At 55.9% G+C, this 17,056-nt stretch carries 13 protein-coding genes; 4 read left to right on the forward strand and 9 right to left on the reverse strand.

Annotated features, from left to right (window positions below; translation table 11 throughout):
* The first annotated feature begins 11 nt into the window (after nt 1-11).
* Complete coding sequence (locus tag GN111_RS13790; RefSeq protein ID WP_155304305.1) at nt 12-464, forward strand: hypothetical protein; 453 nt, start codon at nt 12-14, stop codon at nt 462-464.
* A gap of 36 nt (nt 465-500) precedes the next feature.
* Here the strand turns inward: GN111_RS13790 and GN111_RS13795 are convergent, their stop codons facing one another.
* The 3 genes from GN111_RS13795 to GN111_RS13805 all read right to left on the reverse strand — a co-directional run bounded on the left by GN111_RS13795 (nt 501) and on the right by GN111_RS13805 (nt 3,357).
* Nucleotides 501-1,202, reverse strand: coding sequence for a 5'-methylthioadenosine/adenosylhomocysteine nucleosidase (locus GN111_RS13795; RefSeq protein ID WP_155304306.1), 702 nt, complete (start codon nt 1,200-1,202; stop codon nt 501-503).
* Between the two features lie 201 nt (nt 1,203-1,403).
* Complete coding sequence (locus GN111_RS13800) at nt 1,404-2,297, reverse strand: DMT family transporter (protein WP_155304307.1); 894 nt, start codon at nt 2,295-2,297, stop codon at nt 1,404-1,406.
* 10 nt (nt 2,298-2,307) lie between these two features.
* The gene (locus tag GN111_RS13805) at nt 2,308-3,357 is read right to left on the reverse strand and encodes a radical SAM/SPASM domain-containing protein (protein WP_155304308.1); all 1,050 of its coding nucleotides are present in this window, start codon (nt 3,355-3,357) and stop codon (nt 2,308-2,310) included.
* Between the two features lie 488 nt (nt 3,358-3,845).
* Between GN111_RS13805 and GN111_RS13810 the strand changes: the two genes are divergently transcribed.
* Nucleotides 3,846-7,055, forward strand: coding sequence for an ASKHA domain-containing protein (locus GN111_RS13810; RefSeq protein ID WP_155304309.1), 3,210 nt, complete (start codon nt 3,846-3,848; stop codon nt 7,053-7,055).
* A 150-nt stretch (nt 7,056-7,205) separates the two neighbouring features.
* On the opposite strand, the gene GN111_RS13815 is transcribed toward GN111_RS13810, so the two are convergent.
* Nucleotides 7,206-7,589: a Rid family detoxifying hydrolase gene (locus GN111_RS13815; RefSeq protein ID WP_155304310.1), complete on the reverse strand. Its 384-nt coding sequence runs from the start codon at nt 7,587-7,589 to the stop codon at nt 7,206-7,208.
* 64 nt (nt 7,590-7,653) lie between these two features.
* Between GN111_RS13815 and GN111_RS13820 the strand changes: the two genes are divergently transcribed.
* Nucleotides 7,654-8,712 carry a hypothetical protein gene (locus GN111_RS13820; protein WP_155304311.1) on the forward strand — a complete coding sequence of 353 codons (1,059 nt, stop codon included), beginning with the start codon at nt 7,654-7,656 and terminating at the stop codon, nt 8,710-8,712.
* Nucleotides 8,713-8,734: 22 nt separating this feature from the next.
* On the opposite strand, the gene GN111_RS13825 is transcribed toward GN111_RS13820, so the two are convergent.
* Complete coding sequence (locus GN111_RS13825; RefSeq protein ID WP_155304312.1) at nt 8,735-9,337, reverse strand: flavodoxin family protein; 603 nt, start codon at nt 9,335-9,337, stop codon at nt 8,735-8,737.
* Nucleotides 9,338-9,364: 27 nt separating this feature from the next.
* Nucleotides 9,365-9,709, reverse strand: coding sequence for an Mth938-like domain-containing protein (locus GN111_RS13830; RefSeq protein WP_155304313.1), 345 nt, complete (start codon nt 9,707-9,709; stop codon nt 9,365-9,367).
* Nucleotides 9,710-9,782: 73 nt separating this feature from the next.
* Here GN111_RS13830 and GN111_RS13835 point away from each other — a divergent pair, with 73 nt between their 5' ends.
* A complete protein-coding gene (locus tag GN111_RS13835) occupies nt 9,783-10,940 on the forward strand; it encodes a trans-sulfuration enzyme family protein (protein ID WP_155304314.1) in 1,158 nt (385 codons plus the stop codon).
* A gap of 129 nt (nt 10,941-11,069) precedes the next feature.
* Here GN111_RS13835 and GN111_RS13840 read toward each other — a convergent pair whose 3' ends face one another.
* The 3 genes from GN111_RS13840 to GN111_RS13850 form a co-directional block, all read right to left on the reverse strand.
* Nucleotides 11,070-12,062, reverse strand: coding sequence for a PAS domain-containing protein (locus tag GN111_RS13840; protein WP_170302278.1), 993 nt, complete (start codon nt 12,060-12,062; stop codon nt 11,070-11,072).
* Nucleotides 12,063-12,126: 64 nt separating this feature from the next.
* Nucleotides 12,127-12,876 (reverse strand): substrate-binding periplasmic protein, encoded by a 750-nt coding sequence (locus GN111_RS13845; protein ID WP_155304316.1) that lies wholly within the window; start codon nt 12,874-12,876, stop codon nt 12,127-12,129.
* A 54-nt stretch (nt 12,877-12,930) separates the two neighbouring features.
* Nucleotides 12,931-17,055 carry a PAS domain S-box protein gene (locus GN111_RS13850; protein ID WP_170302279.1) on the reverse strand — a complete coding sequence of 1,375 codons (4,125 nt, stop codon included), beginning with the start codon at nt 17,053-17,055 and terminating at the stop codon, nt 12,931-12,933.
* Nucleotide 17,056: the final 1 nt, after the last annotated feature.

The raw sequence follows: 17,056 nt of genomic DNA on the forward strand, positions 1-17,056 counted from the left end.
AATGCCAGAAAATGAAAACGGCAACTCAAAAGCTTGCTTTAATCGTTCTCTCCTTGATGCTTCTTGCTGGTTGCATGAGGCTTGAAGGATATGATGTCCTGTCAAAAAGTGACGGGATTGACGGAGCATTCAAAGACAACAATTTGATTATACGTATTTACCGCCAAGGATGGCCTTTGAAATACAAAATCGACAAAAACCGTTCCTTTCTGGTAAGCCCTTCCGGTGAGAGATCGCATTTCACTACTGAAGTCCATGATATTGGATATGGAGACATTTCTAACAGTCCCTACAGGAAAATCTGCCGTTTAGACCGCTATGGGAAAAGATGCCGCTCATGGAAAAATGGAGTCTGGAAACTAACCATCGTTCTAAAGGACGACAAAACGGAAGTTGTGGAAGAAATGGAAATTCATGTCGCCAATGTGTTATGGTCGCCACTGATCCATGGCGTACCCAAGTAATTATCCAGCTACTGCAATTTTTTAAAAAACAAACTTCTATAGCCGGATGATGGTTTCCGTTATCAGGTTGCAGAGCATTTCGGAGCTTTGGGATAAAAAGGCATCGAACTCTTTTTGCGCCTGTTCACCGGCACTGTCGGAAATCACCCGCGTGACCACAAACGGAATTTCGTTGATCGCGCAGGTGTAACCCACGGACCCGCCTTCCATTTCAGTGCAGGCGGCGCCGAATTCTCGCTGAAGCCATTTGATCGTATTGGGATCGGATATGAAACTGTCGCCGGACACGATGGTGCCGACCATCATCGTCGGTGGCGCATCGCTGGTTTCCGTCACCCGGTCGAACGCTTCGGTCGCTGCCTGGATCATATCCGGGTCGGCCGGGATCAGACGTTCTTTATCGGCCAGTTCTCCGCGGCGGCGGCCGAATGCCGTCAGGTCGATGTCGAATTGAACCACGTGGGAAGACACCACCACATCGCCCTGTGCAAGCCCTCTGAGCAGGCCGCCCGCGACACCCCCGAAAATGATCCGTTCGCACTTAAACATGTCGATCAGGATCTGGGTGCAGATCGCCGCGTTGACCTTTCCCACCCCGCATTTCACAACGGTAAGGTCCCGTTGTCCCAATTTTCCCTTGTGAAACGCATATCGGGCTTTGGATAAGGTTGTACACTCCGCGAGCTGTTCACAGATGAGCGCGACTTCCTCATCGAGGGCACCTATGATTCCAATCATCGTTCCCCCTTTTGGCCGCGTTGGATCCTCGGCTATGAAATCCTCTCAATGGCGGCAAGGAATGCTTTATGTGAATATAGCTTATCAACGGCATGGCCGCCGATCAAGTACTTCCTGATCGCGGCATTTGGAATCTGTATTGTTCTTCCGCCTCGTAAGGGCGTGGTTCATCCACGTCCGATCAACAAAGGTAGAAAAAATTCAACGCCCTTTGCGCACAGTCAGCACCACATTGGCCCCGAAAATCAGCAAAGCCCCTATCCAGCCGATGGGTCCCAGGGCAGGCTCCGCCGCCAGCCACGGCCCCAGCAGGGCCGCAAGCAGGATACGCGTAGACGAGATTACCCCGCCCTCCACGGCGGTGACATAGCGAAATCCCAGGGTGATGAGAAATTGCCCGGCGATGCCGGCACCGCCGCAAAGCACCAGGTAGTATAGCTCCAGTCCGTCGGGCCAGAAGAAATGGCGGTGGAAACCGGCGAACATTACCACCGATCCCAGACCGAACATATAAAAGAGCACGGTGTTGGCATCGTGGTATTGTCGACTCAAGTTAAGGTAAAAGATGGCAACCGCGGCGCAGACCCCCGAGCATAGTCCCCACAGGCTGTGGATGCTCAGCCCGATGTGTCCCGGATTGAGAATCAGCCACACACCGGCCACCGCCACGACTACCATGGTTACGGCCACCGGATCACGCTGGTGGCGGAGTATAATCCACGACAGCATGGCCACGAAAATCGGGTAGGTCATGTTAAGGATGTTGGCTTCAGCCACGGAAGTATAACGAACCGCCTGGTAAAAGCAGTAAACGGCGACGCAGTTGGCCAGGGTGCGTCCGATGAGCAAATGGTAGCTTTTAGGAGCTGGCCGCTGCCGCCGCACACCCATGAGCGCACAGACCAGCACGAAGCCCAGCAGAAACCGGAAAAAGGTGAAGTAGGCCGAATCGATGGAGACAACCTCCCGCGACCAGCGAACGACCACGGTGGAGAAATAGAAACAGAAGGCCGAAGCGAATACGGCCGCGCTGCCGAGAAGGCCAACGATAAGCGGGGTTTTGGCGGGTGTCGCCGGGTTGGAAGCGTCGTTCATGGCAGAACTTTCAGGAAATCTTGGACGCATTGCGCCAGCAAAGGGGGTCCGAGGCCAGATAGTCGCCGGTAAGTTGATAGGCCGCGCCCCGGCAGCCGTAGCAGCCATCGGCCAACTCGCATTCCCGGCAGGGCCCTTTGATGGTGCGGCGGTGGTCTTTCAGGTCTTTCAGGACCGAACTGTTGGCGATGATCTCCTTAAGCGGCGTATGGCGTACGCTGCCCAGGGGCAGGGTCACCCCCACACAGGGCATCACCTCCCCTTTGGAGGTGACCAGGCATGAGAACTGGTGGCGCAGGCAGCGATTGCCCACCAGCGGCGGCTGCACATCCCAGGTGCGGCCGTAGCGTTCTTTATCGATGGCCGCCAGCCCTTCAAAAAGCGTTTGCAGCTCCGCGGTTCCCACTTCCAGCCAGCGATTCTCGAGGGCATTGGCCTGGGGGGTGATGATTTCGAAATAGGGCGCGATGCCCTGATCCCGCAGCCAGCACCACAGGCGGGGCAGTTCATCCAGGTTCTGGCGGCAGATAATGGTACTCACGGCCATAAAGGCCTCTTGCGATGGATAGCCGGCCCGCTTGAGATGATCGATGGCTGCGGCAATCGTCCTGCCGGCGCCCCGGTGGCCGGACAGGCGATCCTGCAATTCAGGATCGAAGGTGTTCATCTTCAGGACCACCCGCACCCGACGGTTGAAGAGCCAGCGGGAAAATTCAGCGCTGATGCCGCTGCCGTTGGTAAACATCTCCACGTCCATGCCCCGGGCCTGGATAAAATCGATCATTTCCCGGATGTGGGGAAAGATGCTGGGCTCGCCGCCCAGAATGATGATCCGCCGGGCGCCCAGATCCCGGGCCTGTACCAGCACATCCCGGATCTCGTCGGGGGTCAGTTCGTCGTCGAAGTAGCTCTCCGCCGGCACGTAACAATAGGGGCAACGGAAATTGCAGCGCAGGCTGAATTCGATCTCCATGGTCAGCAGTCGGTTTTCGGCGGCGGCACGGGCGATGGTCTCCCTGTCGAATTCGAAGTCACACAACCCGCGGGTACAACTTTCCATGATTCGGTCCTTATGGTGACATAGCGGACTCGTAAAAATTTATCGGACATATCATTCCCGCGCATGCGGAAATCCATAGAGGTCATAAGGGCGAAAAATTTTTCGCCCCTACCCCGCCTTGTATACGGAGATGACAAAAACGCCGTTAGCCGACGGCAGTGGGATAGCTATTCAAATTAACCCGCCCTGTCAACCCGACACTGAAAACTGCCGCCGAAAGGCCTTGACCCTACCCGTTCACGGGGTTGAAATGCCCAATGTGCTGCAACTGCCTGATCTGCAGTCGTTCACAGGGCGCCGCAGATGTGAGGCGCCGGGAACGCAGACGGTTGGGTCAACCTTCAAGTGCCCGGGAACAAATCGGATGCGGTACCCTGTGAACGCTTACCCTTGACCCTGCTTTCCCGCTGGTATAACTGGAGAGGCACATTTCAATCACAATCCCGGCGGCAAGACCGCCGCATCCACCCACAGGGAACAGGCACCCCATGGTTGACGCCGACGCTACCATCGACCCCATATCTCAAACGATCACGCGCCTTCTTGCCGGCCCGGCCCGTCCGGGCCAGGCCTTTACCATGCCCGACTGCAACTTCGACGGACTCTACCGCATGGCCAGACGGCTTAAGGTCTGTTTCAAGGACTTCTCCGACGAAGACGCCTCCATCTGCCTTTTTACGGAAGATCGCGCCGTGATGGCCGCCGCCCTGTTGGCCGCCCTGGACGGCGGACCGCAAATCCTGCTGCCCTACGCCCTGTCGAAAGCGGCGCTGCAGGACCTGCACCGCCTGACCGTCTTTTCGGCCGTGATCGGACGGGTCGACGGCAATCCGCCCGACGGTGTTCACATCATCAATCCGGAAACGTTGAGCGATGAAGTCGAAAGTCTGGCCCCCGAGAAAGAACCGAATCCCGACCGCCCCTGGGTCCGTCTGTTTACCGGGGGGTCCACCGGCTCCCCCCAACTCTGGACCAAAACGCCCCGCAACCTGCTGGGCGAAGTGAACTACCTGCTTGACCGTTTCAAGATCGGAAGCGGCGACCGCATTCTGGCCACGGTCCCGGCCTTTCATATTTACGGGATGCTTTACTCCCTTTTGGCCCCCCTGCTGGCATCGGCGCGCGTTTCGGCCGTCTCGCCCTCTTTTCCCGAAGAGATCAAACAAAAGATGGCCGAAATGTCGCCCACTATCTTCGTCAGCGTGCCGATTCACTATCGGGCTTTAAGGGACAACCCGCCGGACAAGGGCGCCCTGCGACTGGCCTTCTCCTCGGCAGGCCCCCTGCCCGAAGCCGACGGTCGGGCCTTTTTCGAGGCCGCCGGGGTGGATCTGGTGGAGATTTACGGTTCCACGGAAACCGGCGGCATTGCCACCCGCTGTCGAAGACAGGGCCAAACCGGCTTCACCCCTTACGACTGCATTGGTTGGCGGGTGGCCGGTGAGGAATTGGATATTCAATCCGCCTTCCTCTCCGCCGAACTGCCGGTGCGCGACAGCGGCTGGTTTACCATGGCGGACCGCGTCAAAACCGAAAACGGCGGCTTCGTGGTCGTGGGCCGGGCCGACAATGTCGTCAAGGTGGGCGGCAACCGGGTGGATCTGGAAAAAGTCCGGCAGGCCATTGCGGCCGTCGAAGGCATCAAAGAGGCGATTGTGCTTTCCAATCCCGCCGATACCGGCAGGAGCGAGGAAATCGTGGCCCTGGCCGTGGGCCGCCGAACCGCAGCCGAAATCCAGGTGCAGTTGAAATCGAAGCTGCTTCCCCATGAAAGGCCCCGCCGCATCCAAATCGTCGAGAAAATTCCCATGGCAGCCACGGGAAAGCCCGACCGGCAGGCCATTGGAGAAATGGTCACTGTCCCGATGATTCGGTTCGAGCCGTCAGGACGGCAAGTCCTTTTGGACACGGATCGAACCCTCCAGGAACTGGCTGCCGATCATGCCATCGACATCCGGTCCGACTGCGGCGGCAAAGGCATCTGCGGCAAGTGTCGGGTCCTTGTCGATCCCAAAAAGAATCTCTCTTCTCCCACCGATGCAGAGCTGGATCTGCTCACCCCGGAGCAGGTGACCACCGGATACCGTCTGGCCTGCCAGGCCCGGGCGACTGCCGGGACAACGGTCACCGTTCCCGACACGCTGGCGGAAGTTTCCGCAACCAGCGGGAAAACCGGGATCGACCGCAGCTATCCCGTGGATTCCCCGATCCATCGGTTGACGGTGGCGGGCCGTTCGCCGGGCCTGAAAACCGACAACCGACCCGAAAGCCTTATGGACTGGCTGGCCACGCAGGTCGGCCGACCGTCTTTGGCCAGGGCCGATATGGCCTCGCTACGGCAGTTGAGCCGGTATCGAGACAGCCTGAAGGATTTCACGTTGGTGGTACATGAGGATACCGGCATCCAACGGATTCTGGACGGGCCGCAGCCGGCCAGCCTCGGTTTTGCCGTGGACCTGGGAACGACCTCTATAGCCGGCTATCTTTGTAATTTGCAGACAGGAACGCTGTTGGCGGCCGAGGCTTCGGTCAATCCCCAAAGGCGCTTCGGAGAGGATGTGATCAGCCGCATCAGCCACCTCAACGAAAAAACGGACCGCCTTGGTCCGATGCAGCAGCTTGCCGTGGAAGGCATCAATCTTCTCTTGACCCGATGCCTTGAAGAAGTCGGGTGTGACGCCGCGGCCATCGACGAAGTGGCCGTATGCGGCAACACCACCATGCAGCAGATTTTTGCCGGTCTTCATCCCTACAATCTTGGCATCTCCCCTTACTTTCCACTGACCTTGACCCCGCCGACCGCCAGCGCTGGAGATTTGGGCCTGGCCGTCGATCCGGCCGTGCCCGTATTTCTCATGCCCGTCGTCTCCGGCTTCGTGGGCGGCGACACGATGGCCGCCATCATGGCCGACCGTACCCATGAAAGGGAGGAAACCACCCTGATCGTGGACATCGGCACCAACGGCGAGGTGGTGCTGGGCAACCGCGAGGGGCTGTGGGTGACCAGTTGCGCCACAGGCCCCGCACTGGAGGGTGCCCGGATCTCCTGCGGCATGCGTGCGGTATCCGGGGCGATCCATCGCGCCTGGCCGGACTCCGCGCAAAACGGTCTTGGCTACGCGGTCATGGGGAATGAGAAAAAACGCCCCATGGGCATCTGCGGTTCGGGAATCATCGACATCGTGGCCAGTTTACGCAAGACCGGGGTCATCCTGCCCAACGGTCGTTTCGACGAGAACAACCCTGCCGTGCTATGCGACGAAAAAGGTGTGGGCAGGAGCTATACCATCGCTGACGGGGAACGAACCGCCACGGGCAGCGCTATTTCCCTCACCCTCGACGATATCCGCCAGGTTCAACTGGCCAAGGGGGCCCTTTGCACGGGGATCGAATTTCTCATGGAAAGGGCCGGCATCGCAACCATCCACCGCGCCATCCTGACCGGGGCCTTTGGCGCACGCTTCAACTGGAAAAACGCCCTTGCCATCGGCATGCTGCCGCCGGCCGTGGCACAAGCAGAGGTTCTTCCCGAGGACAACCTGGCCGGCGTCGGCGTAGTCATGGCCCTGTTGGACAAGAAGATACGCTCAGAAGCCCGGGAGCTGTGCCGCCGCATCCGTTACCTGGAACTGGCTTCCGATCCGGACTTTGCAGAGGCGTTTGCCAAGGCGACGACATTTCCGAATGCAGCGGATTAGAAGATTGAAGGATTATGGAATTGATCGCGGCTGGAAGCCGCTCCTACAATTCCTGAATTCCTAAATCCCCCAATTCCTAATTACCATCTTCCGACTTCTGTTCACCATTCACCGTTCACCGATCACAGTTCACTGCTCAGCGATCATTGTTCACTGAACGACCGCCGTACATTTGATCTCCACGCAGGCGCCCTTGGGCAGAGCGCTCACCTCGATGACCGCGCGCGCCGGCGGACGGGCTGAAAAGTACTTGGCATAAATGGCGTTGAAATCTGCAAACCGGCCCATATCCGTTAAATACACCTCCACGGCCGTCACCTTTTCCATGCTGCTGCCTGCAGCCGTCAAAATCTGCCTGAGGTTTTCCAGGGCCTGGCTCGCCTGGCTTTCCAGGTCTTCACCCACCAGATCGCCGGTAGCCGGGTCCATGCCCAACTGCCCGCTGACAAAAACAAATGGGGACGCAACCACGGCCTGGGAATAAGGACCGATGGCCGCCGGGGCTTTGTCCGTTTTAACGGTGCTTAAATTCATTAAAAACTCCTTTCCTTCCATTTTTCGCTTTTCTATTCCGTTAATTGAAGTATGCTTGTCATATATGTCTTATTCAATACGCAAAAATTTGGCCTGCATTGGTAGACGCAACCGGCTTTTGGCCGACGAACTGGCCAAACTCCCCGAAATCCGGCAGTTGCAAACGCCATCGTCCCGCCAGGCCCTGAAAAATCTCACCACGATCTATGGATTTGCCCCAACCCGCTTCGACCAGATGTTCGACGGGATAAACCGGATCGGCCTGTCTAACCATCGCAAATACTGTTCTCCCCTGCAAGCCATCTTCTGGATGGTCCAAGACGAAAATTGGCGGGACACCGATCTGCTTTTGGGCGTGCAGGTCATTTCGGAAAGAGATGAAAAGGGGCATGAACGCTTACTCCTGGCACCCGAGGACAGTGTATCTCCGGGTCGCTTGGCCATGGCAACCGATCCCGAAGACATGCTGAAACAAACCCTGGATGCGGCCTGGTATGGGGAAACAGAATTGATTTCGCACACAACCATCCGCCTGATCGCCCGTCGTCTGCAAAGGCAGGCAGAATTAGAGGAATATGCCCTGCTTGTCAAACGTCACAGTGATCGGCAGTTGCAAAACTACATCCTGAATGACTACCTGAGGAAAAAAGAGGTGTTCAGCGTCAAGGATTGGTCCACCATCGAAGATGCCCTGCTCCACTGCCGCTGGAAAGGGTTCTATAGGGTTGCCGACCGCCTCAATTCCCCGGAACTGATCAATCACTATATCAACGAGAATTTCTTTTTCAATAAAAAGCCTGCCAGTGGGGTCTATTATACCTTCTTCAAAAAACGCGCCCAATGCACGGATGTCGCTTATTTTGCCCAGTTCATGCTGGATCGGTCCGGCTACCGGACCTTTATGCGAAGCGTCAAATGGAACGACGATCCCTGGGATGGCCTTCACACCGGCGCCGGTATCGTCTGCAAGGATGGCCGCTATCTGCTGGTGGCAAACTATACCGGGATCAATGCGATTTCCGGCCCCTTTTCTACGGTGGAGAACCTGGACCGACAACTCTCCTGCAACAGGGCCATCATCGACAGCCAGTGGGGAGCCTATTATCCGCCGCGCTATTATTGACGAACTCTTGTGCGAAGCGGCCTTACGAGGGCTCCGATCCGTTTGCCAGCGCCTGTACCAGGTCAAAGCCCGCATCGTAAGCCTCCTGCAAGGCAGATGAATGCTCCCGGATCTGGCCCTCTGTTTCGATCCCCCTGTAAAGCAGGGTTTTCCACAACTGCATGTCCAGCGCATCCATGAAATACTTCACACTGAGCACCGCCCCGTCGAACAATCGCTTGCCCTGGGTGGAGCCGACCGATATGAACAGGCCTTTGTGCGGATAGAGCTTCTGGCCGAAAGGCTTTTTCTCCACCCAGTACTTCTTGACCCACAGGGAGTTGCAGCGATCCATCAGTATTTTGGTATGTGCACTGACGGAATAGAAAAAAATCGGTGAGGCCAGCATCAATCCGTCGATGCACTGCAAAAGGGATTCGACGGTTTTAAAATCGTCCTTGATCACGCACCCTCCACCCTTTTTACAGCCGTAGATCTCAAGGCAGGGCGACATCTTCAGATCGCGCAGAACGATCTCGGTAACATGGGCGCCGGCATCGGCGGCACCGGCGACGGCCTGTTTGAGCAGTATCGACGTATTGCCCTTACGTCGGGGGCTGCCGTAAACGGCGGCGATTTCGATCATCTTGAATTCCTCGGCTCGGGCTATCGGTCAGCAGGTCAGGTGGAAACAGGCGCCGGTCTCGAGACCCGATGCGATCTTGCGGTTATATGTCTCAACGGCCCGGGGATTGGCTTCGGCAATCAACAGTATGTCTCTTTCCTCGAGGAAGTCCACCAGACCGGCCTCCGGCCGCATGCGCCCACTGGTTCCCGTGCCGGCAACGATCACCTTCGGAGCCGCATCCACGAGAACAAGGATGTCCTCCACACTCAGGACGTGGCCGCGCTTGCGCCACCAGCCGTCCTGGACGCGACCGTCCGGGAAGATGATTAAATCGCTGGTATAGGTCCGGCCGTCGATGGTCATGACGCCGAATGCGGTGGATTCAATCATGGCCTCTCCATGGAAATGGTGCTAATAAGTGTACAACAGATCGGGACAAATTGCACCTCATAAAGGAGGAACCATGGAGACGATCAAACATCGCATCGACACGCGCCTGATCCACGCCGGAGAGCCAAAAACGCGCATCCACGGTGCCGTCAACCTGCCGATATTCCAGTCTTCGACATTCGAATACACCGGCCAGTCCAGTTACGACGACCTGAAATACATCCGCATGAACAACACGCCCAATCACGTGGTGCTGCATGGCAAGCTGGCGGCCCTGGAAAATGCCGAGGCCGCCCTGGTGACATCTTCCGGCATGGCCGCCATCTCCACGACCCTGATGGCACTGTTCTCTCCCGGCGACCACATCCTGGTCCAAAACTGCCTGTACGGCGGGACCCAGGATTTTATAACATCGGATCTCGCACCTTTGGGATTCGAATTCGATTTCATCGACGCCGCCGACCCGAAAGACTGGGATGCCAAGCGCAAATCCAACACCCGCGGCCTTTACGTGGAGACCATCACCAACCCCTTGCTGCAGGTAGGTGATCTCAAGGGACTGGCCGAATTTGCCGCAGCCCACGGACTGATCGCCATGATCGACAACACCTTCGCCACCCCAGTCAACTTCCGCCCGCCCGAATGGGGCTACGACATCAGCCTGCACAGTTGCACCAAATATCTCAACGGTCATTCGGACATCGTGGCCGGGGCGGTCATCGGCAAGGCCGACCTGCTGGACAAAATCAACCACAAACTCGTCCATTTGGGCGGGAGTCTGGACCCCCATGCCTGTTTTCTGCTCCACCGCGGGATGAAAACCCTGGCGGTGCGGATGCGCCACCAGAATTGCAGCGCCTTGGCCATCGCCGAGTTTTTGGCCGACCATGCGGCCGTCGAACGGGTCAATTATCCGGGCCTGGCCGACCATCCCGGCCATGACCGCGCCAGGCAACTGCTTGAAGGATTCGGGGGTATGATCAGTTTCGAGTTGAAAGGAGGGCTTTCTGCGACCGAGCGATTCATGCAGCGGGCGACGATTCCCATCGTCGCCCCCAGCCTGGGCGGTGTGGAAACCCTGGTCACCCGGCCGGCCGTCACCTCCCACGCCGGCATGAGCCCGGCCCAACGGCAAGAGGCGGGTATCGGCGATGCACTGATTCGACTTTCGGTAGGCCTGGAAGATACGAATGATCTGACGGAGGATTTGGACAACGCCCTGATGGGTTAGGCGTCGGGACTCAGCGCAGGGGCATTTGCAACACTGGATTACACCCACAACATGCGATCGGCGCTCCCACGTGAAGCTTGGGAGTTAGGCGTGGCGGGTTTATGGATTTTTATGCAAAACCGTGTTCCGTTAGGACTCATCTTCATACCACGGATATAATCTCTTGGCGCATTCATCGCAGATACCGTGAGTAAACAATACATCCGATCGCTCCTCGATGTATTGTTCAACCCGTTGCCAATAACCATCGTCATCCCTGATTTTTTTGCATTGGGTGCAAATGGGAATGATTCCCCGCAGGGTCTTTACTTCCGCCAGTGCCGTTTGAAGTTCCTGGATCAACTGTTTGCGCTCCTCTTCGGACCGCTTTCGTTCCGTGATATCACGGCAAATGCAAAACACCAGTTTTCGGTTTTGATAAACTGCACCGTTGGTGCTGATTTCGACTTCATAAAGCGAACCGTCCTTGCGTTTATGGACAGTCTCGAAATGATCGCCGGCATCATCGACATCCCGAAGCTTTTCCAGCAATCGCGCTTTTGACCACTGGAAGTCCCAGTCCCAAACATGAAGATGCTGGATTTCATCGACGGTGTAGCCCAGCATGGCGGCAAACCGCCGATTGGCTTCGTAGACCTTGCCGTCCTGGTCTATAACAACGATGCCGTCCCTGGATTGATCCACCAGAATGCGCCGCCGGACGATTTCATCCTTGAGAATTTGCTCCGCCTCTTTTTTTTCGGTGATATCCCGTAAGGCAGTCACCCGGATGGATATCCCTTCGCGGTCGATCATCTGAGCCTGAATTTCACACGGGAAAGTCGTACCATCCTTGCGAAGGGCAACGACCTCGTATGGCTTTTCGTATCCGGTCCGCATGTTGGTTCTCACCCGCTCCCGATATTCGGGAGCGATCCATTCGGTGCCATGCCTGCCGATGGCTTCGGCATGCGAGTAGCCGAACATCTTCTCAGCAGCCTGGTTCTGATCCAAACAAATTCCCTGTTCGGAAAGAAATATTGCCTCGAACGGTGCATCGGCCAAGGCCCTATGTTTACGGGTCTCAATTTCCAGCTCTTTGATGCGTTGTTCCAGTTCTTTGTAAGTGGGCTTTCCATGCATTTTGGGTGCCTGTAAGATGCGGTTTCGATCCATCCCAAAAAATCTGATCGTTTAGAGGTGAAGGCTACTCTACATACTTGGCCACGATCCGGTCTATGGTCCCATCGGCAATCATCTCTTCGATAGCTTTATTCAAAGCCGGCAAAAAAGCTTGTCTGCTCCGATGAAGCCGCAGCGACAATTTGGAAGGCTTGAATCGGTAAGCAGTAACGAAATCGGCAGGGTCCAAGTTCGCTTTTTTCAATAAATATCTGGCCTGAACTTTATCTACGATGATCCCGTCAAGCCGTTCCAGCGCCAGTTTTTGAAGATTTTTTTCCGATACGGGGTTGTCTTCCCGGTGGATATCTCCTCTATTAAAAGCCTCCTGAAAACCCTCGGGATAAAAATATCCCAGCCCACAACCCAAATTCATCCCGTAAAAATCCCGGACTGAAGTTGCGTGGATAGCATTTTTCTTTCTGACGAGAACAATATCGCCGGTTGTATAAAAAGGGATGGTATAAACCGAAATATGGCTCTGGCAGTCCCGCCAGGAAGGATTGACAGTAGGTTCCATATCGATCCCTCCCTTTTCGAACGCAGCCATCATCCGCTTGTGGGGAAACGGTCGGACGTTCATCGCACAGCCGGTTCGCTTGGAGAGTTCCTGGAGGATTCCCGGAGTGATCCCCGTCAGATGTCCATCCTCCAAGACTTGCCATGGCCGCCATTCAGCCGTACCAAGGTTCAGAGACTGGGTTGATGCTTCTCCCTGCCACCATCCCACAAAGACTCCCACGATGATCGCAAACAGGACCTGTTTACTTACCATACGCTATTCTCACGTCCCTTATTTTCCACGGGATAATAACCCAACGGCTATCTGTCAGGAATCGCCTTTGCCCTCTTTTGGGAGTCGAAGGACAAACCGGGTGCCGCAATCTTCCACGGCATGCACACGCATCTCGCCGCCGTGGTCCTCTGTGATGATAAAATAGGACACCGACAGGCCCAAACCCGTGCCTTTGCCCACCGGTTTGGTGGTGAAAAAAGGCTCGAAGATGCGCCGGCGGGTGGTTTCGTCCATACCCGGCCCGTTGTCCTCGATCTCCACCCGCACCCAGTCGCCGTCATTCCGGACGCGCAGGAGAAACATCGGTTGAGTTGATGGACTCGACACCTCGGCCATGGCCTCGGCACCGTTTTTGAGAATATTTATGAACACCTGCTGAATTTTGCTGGATTCGCAGGGCACCGGAACGGTTGCATCGTCGTACTCCCGCACGATCGCGATCTTCTTGAAATCATAATGCTTTTTCATGTCGTAATCGGTTTTGAGCAGGTCCAGGGATTGATCCAGCAGGCCGCTAAGGTCGTGGCTGGAAACAGTGCTGTCGCTCTTGCGGGCAAAGCTTAGCATGTTTTTTACAATGATCGCCGCCAGGCTGCCGGATTTGCGGATATTCTCTATCATGTTGGGCAGCTTGCGAAGCTCCAGGTATTTTCTGATGGCCGTCATGCTGGTGCCGGCCGCTTCTGCCGCCTCGTGGTTGGCAGGCAGGTCGCCGGTCAACCTGTTGGACAAAACGGAAGCGTTCTGAAGAATACCGGCCAAAGGGTTATTGATCTCGTGGGCCATTCCCGCGGCCAGGCCCCCCACGGAGAGCATCTTCTCGCTCTGGATCATCATCTCCTCCAGGCGAACCCGTTCGGTGACATCGTCCACCCGGATCACCGCCCCCTCCACGCCATTGGTGACCAGCGGGAAGATGGTGATGTCTTCGAATCGGGTTTCCTGACCGGCTTTTATGGCAATTTTAGGTGAGTTGATCACCCTCCGCTCTTTAATGGCGGTTTTTATGGTTTCCAATTGATCCGCCAGTTGGGAAAATACGACATTCAAGGGCTTGGCCAGCACCTGGCTGGAAGGGCGTCCCGTCACTTTTTCGGCCTGTTTATTCCACTGGGTCACCCGTCCTTCCATGTCCACGCCCACCAGCACCGAAGGCATGGAATCGATGATGTTGGTGAGATAATTGCGCAGTTGCCGCAGTTCTTCTTCTATCTTTTTGCGCTGCGTGATGTCGACAATCGTACCTTGCATGGTCGTCAGGTTCCCTTCCCCGTCGAACTTTCCCCCGAAAGTGGAGTAATAGTATCCAATGCTGCCGTCGGGGCGCAAAAATTTCTGATCAAAGCTGCCCTTTTCCTTTGTTTGGAGAAACCGTTGAACAATCTCTTCATGCCGCTTTTTGTATTCCGGCCAAGGCGACAGGGCCATAATGGAGTCGATCCGGGGAGAATATTCGGAGGGATCCAAGTGGAGTATTTCATACACTTTTTTCGACCAATCCACCTTCCCCGTGTTGACGTTCCATTCCCAGTACCCCAGTCCGGCCAGTTCCTGGGCCTCTTTGAGCCGGGCCTCACTAATCTGAAGTGCCTCCTCCGCCTGCATGCGTTCGGTAATGTCGGCATGGGTGCCGATAAAACGGGCCGGCTTTCCCTGGTCATCCCAGGCAACAATTTTCCCTTTGCTCTGAACCCACATGTAGTTGCCGTCTTTACGTCGAAACCGAAACTCCACCTTGTAATCATCCAGGCCCCCGGATAGATACCGGGTGATAGCCGATTTTACCCGTTCACGGTCCTCGACGCGAACGCGTTTTTCGAATTCATCGAAAGCTCCGGGAAACGCATAGGGCCCGTATCCGGCCATGGTGTAGTAGCGGGAATCGAAATAAACGGCATCCTGGTCGATATGCCAATCCCAAATGCCTTCGTTGGCACCCGACAACGCCAGGTCCAGGCGTTCTTCACTTTCCTTCAGCGCCTGTTCCATGCTCCTCCGTTCGGTAATATCCTGTGCAAAAGCGATGGCATACTGTTGGCCTTCGAATTCCAAGAGATTGGCATAGATCTCAACGGGAATCCGACGACCGTCTTTCCTACGGTGAGTACTTTCATGGGCGATCAACCCTCGGGCAACCAGTTCTTCCCAAATCGAATCCCAGGTTTTATCAGCAAATGCGGTATCGATGTCCACTATCGACATCGTTTCCAGTTCTTCTTTGGTATAGCCAAGCATTTGCGCGAATTGTCGGTTCACTTCCCGAATCCGCCCATCCCGTAGGACACGATGAATGCCGACATTGGCGTTGTCGAAACTGAATTGGGTGATTTGCAGGGATTTCTCAATTCGTTTGCGTTCGGTGATGTCTTGGACAAAGCAGATGGAAAATTGCCGGTCGTCGTATTCCAGAAGGGTGGTTGTAATTTGCACCGGAATACGGGAGCCGTCCTTGCACCGATGTGTGGTTTCGAAAAAATCCGTGCCTTGAGAGACCAGTCGTCTCCATCCGGATTCCATAAGTTCATGATCTGTGTCTGGGTCAATGTCCGCCACGGACAGCCCCGAAAGTTCTTCGATGGTATACCCCAGCATTTGAGCGGCATGGGCATTCACGTTTAGAATCCGCCCCCCCGATTCAATTTGGTAAATCCCGATGGAAGCTGAATCGTAACAGAACTGGGTCAGATGAAGGGAAGACTCCATCTCTTTGCGGTGGGTGATGTCCGTTAACAGTCCGTAAAAAACAATTTTATCGACGACGCGACGGGGTGTGGAATTGCCCTCGATCCAAAGCGCCTCTCCCGAAGGTTTGATAAAGCGTCCCTGGTAGTACCAAGGTTTGAATTCTTCGACGGCTTCTTTTACGGATGCAATAAACCGGGGTTGATCCTCAGGGGGCAGGCAGGCGACAAAATCATCGAAATAGGTTTCCGGTCCCGAGTCCAGGCCGAACATCTCGAATGCCTTAGACAGCAGTACAATCTTGGAGATATAGGAGCCGGGATTGTCCGGAGCTGCCTCGAACTGATAAACCACACCGGGGACATTGGCCAAAAGTTCTTTCAGCCGCTGTTCGCCGTCGACCAGGGCCTTTTCGCGTTGCTTGATCATTTCGGCCATGCGCTCGAGGCTTTGGCCCAGCCGGGCAAATTCCCATGTTTTGGCCTTCGGCCACTGTAGGTCGTAGCGTCCCTTGGCAATGAATTCCGCCTTCCGGGCATAAGAAGTAAAAAGCGTGCTGAACTTGCCGGCCAAAAGCCAGGATATGGACAGTACCAGACCCAGGGCAACGGCTATCCCCAGAGCGATCAGCGTGAACGTATCCCGGATCGGTTGAAAGGCCAGGCGAATCGGCTGGACAACCAGAACCTTCCAGCCCGCCACATCCATTTCCACCATCGTCCCCAACATGCGTTCGCCATCCAATTCAAAAGTCCTGGTGGCCGTCGAAGTTGCGCCGGCGAGTCCCCTCACGAGAGGGAAATCGGCTCGCACCACCTCTCCCCAGCGCAGATTGCGGGAATCGGCCACGATCTGTCCCCGGGCATCGATCACCATTGTATGATACTCGGATTCCACCGGTAGCTGACTGATGAAGGCAGACAAACGGTCCAAGGTGATCTCCCCGATAATAAAGCCGTCTGCCAGCGGAATCGTCAGCGCCACCGCCATTCGACTGCTGACCGTGGACAAAAAAGTTTGCGACCAGATGCCCCCCGCAGGATCTTTGGCAGTGTCGGCAAACTTTCGGCCGGAAAGATCCAGCCCGATGTAATCCTCACGGCTCGCGCGGCGCGATTTTGGCAGGCCGACCGATTGAATGACGGCTTCCGTATTGTCGACGACAAATAGGGTCTCGAAAAATTCTCCCTTGCCGCACTGGGCATCCAACAATCGCACCGGCCCCGTATCCGGTTGAACCTGTCGATCCTGAAGATATTCGGCCAAGGCGGTCAACTGGCGCTCGCCGCCCTCCAGATAGGTCGAAATCTGGCCGGCAATGGAACGGGCCAGCGCCCGATGCTGGTTTCCCGTCCGGGACTGAATGCTCGGCATAACGAAAAACCAGACCAAAACGGCAATAGTGATGATCGGCAAAATCGCCACGATACCGAAGAGCAGGGACAAATAGCCTTTCAGGGGAATGGGGGATTTCATG

The organism is Desulfosarcina widdelii, from assembly GCF_009688965.1.
In the GTDB taxonomy this organism is placed as follows: Bacteria; Desulfobacterota; Desulfobacteria; order Desulfobacterales; family Desulfosarcinaceae; genus Desulfosarcina; species Desulfosarcina widdelii.

Excerpts from the sequence above, each read along its gene's own strand:
- GN111_RS13790 (WP_155304305.1), top strand. The coding sequence starts at position 12 with ATGAAAACGGCAACTCAAAAGCTTGCTTTAATCGTTCTCTCCTTGATG.
- GN111_RS13795 (WP_155304306.1), bottom strand. The coding sequence starts at position 1,202 with ATGATTGGAATCATAGGTGCCCTCGATGAGGAAGTCGCGCTCATCTGT.
- GN111_RS13800 (WP_155304307.1), bottom strand. The coding sequence starts at position 2,297 with ATGAACGACGCTTCCAACCCGGCGACACCCGCCAAAACCCCGCTTATC.
- GN111_RS13805 (WP_155304308.1), bottom strand. The coding sequence starts at position 3,357 with ATGGAAAGTTGTACCCGCGGGTTGTGTGACTTCGAATTCGACAGGGAG.
- GN111_RS13810 (WP_155304309.1), top strand. The coding sequence starts at position 3,846 with ATGGTTGACGCCGACGCTACCATCGACCCCATATCTCAAACGATCACG.
- GN111_RS13815 (WP_155304310.1), bottom strand. The coding sequence starts at position 7,589 with ATGAATTTAAGCACCGTTAAAACGGACAAAGCCCCGGCGGCCATCGGT.
- GN111_RS13820 (WP_155304311.1), top strand. The coding sequence starts at position 7,654 with ATGTCTTATTCAATACGCAAAAATTTGGCCTGCATTGGTAGACGCAAC.
- GN111_RS13825 (WP_155304312.1), bottom strand. The coding sequence starts at position 9,337 with ATGATCGAAATCGCCGCCGTTTACGGCAGCCCCCGACGTAAGGGCAAT.
- GN111_RS13830 (WP_155304313.1), bottom strand. The coding sequence starts at position 9,709 with ATGATTGAATCCACCGCATTCGGCGTCATGACCATCGACGGCCGGACC.
- GN111_RS13835 (WP_155304314.1), top strand. The coding sequence starts at position 9,783 with ATGGAGACGATCAAACATCGCATCGACACGCGCCTGATCCACGCCGGA.
- GN111_RS13840 (WP_170302278.1), bottom strand. The coding sequence starts at position 12,062 with ATGCATGGAAAGCCCACTTACAAAGAACTGGAACAACGCATCAAAGAG.
- GN111_RS13845 (WP_155304316.1), bottom strand. The coding sequence starts at position 12,876 with ATGGTAAGTAAACAGGTCCTGTTTGCGATCATCGTGGGAGTCTTTGTG.
- GN111_RS13850 (WP_170302279.1), bottom strand. The coding sequence starts at position 17,055 with ATGAAATCCCCCATTCCCCTGAAAGGCTATTTGTCCCTGCTCTTCGGT.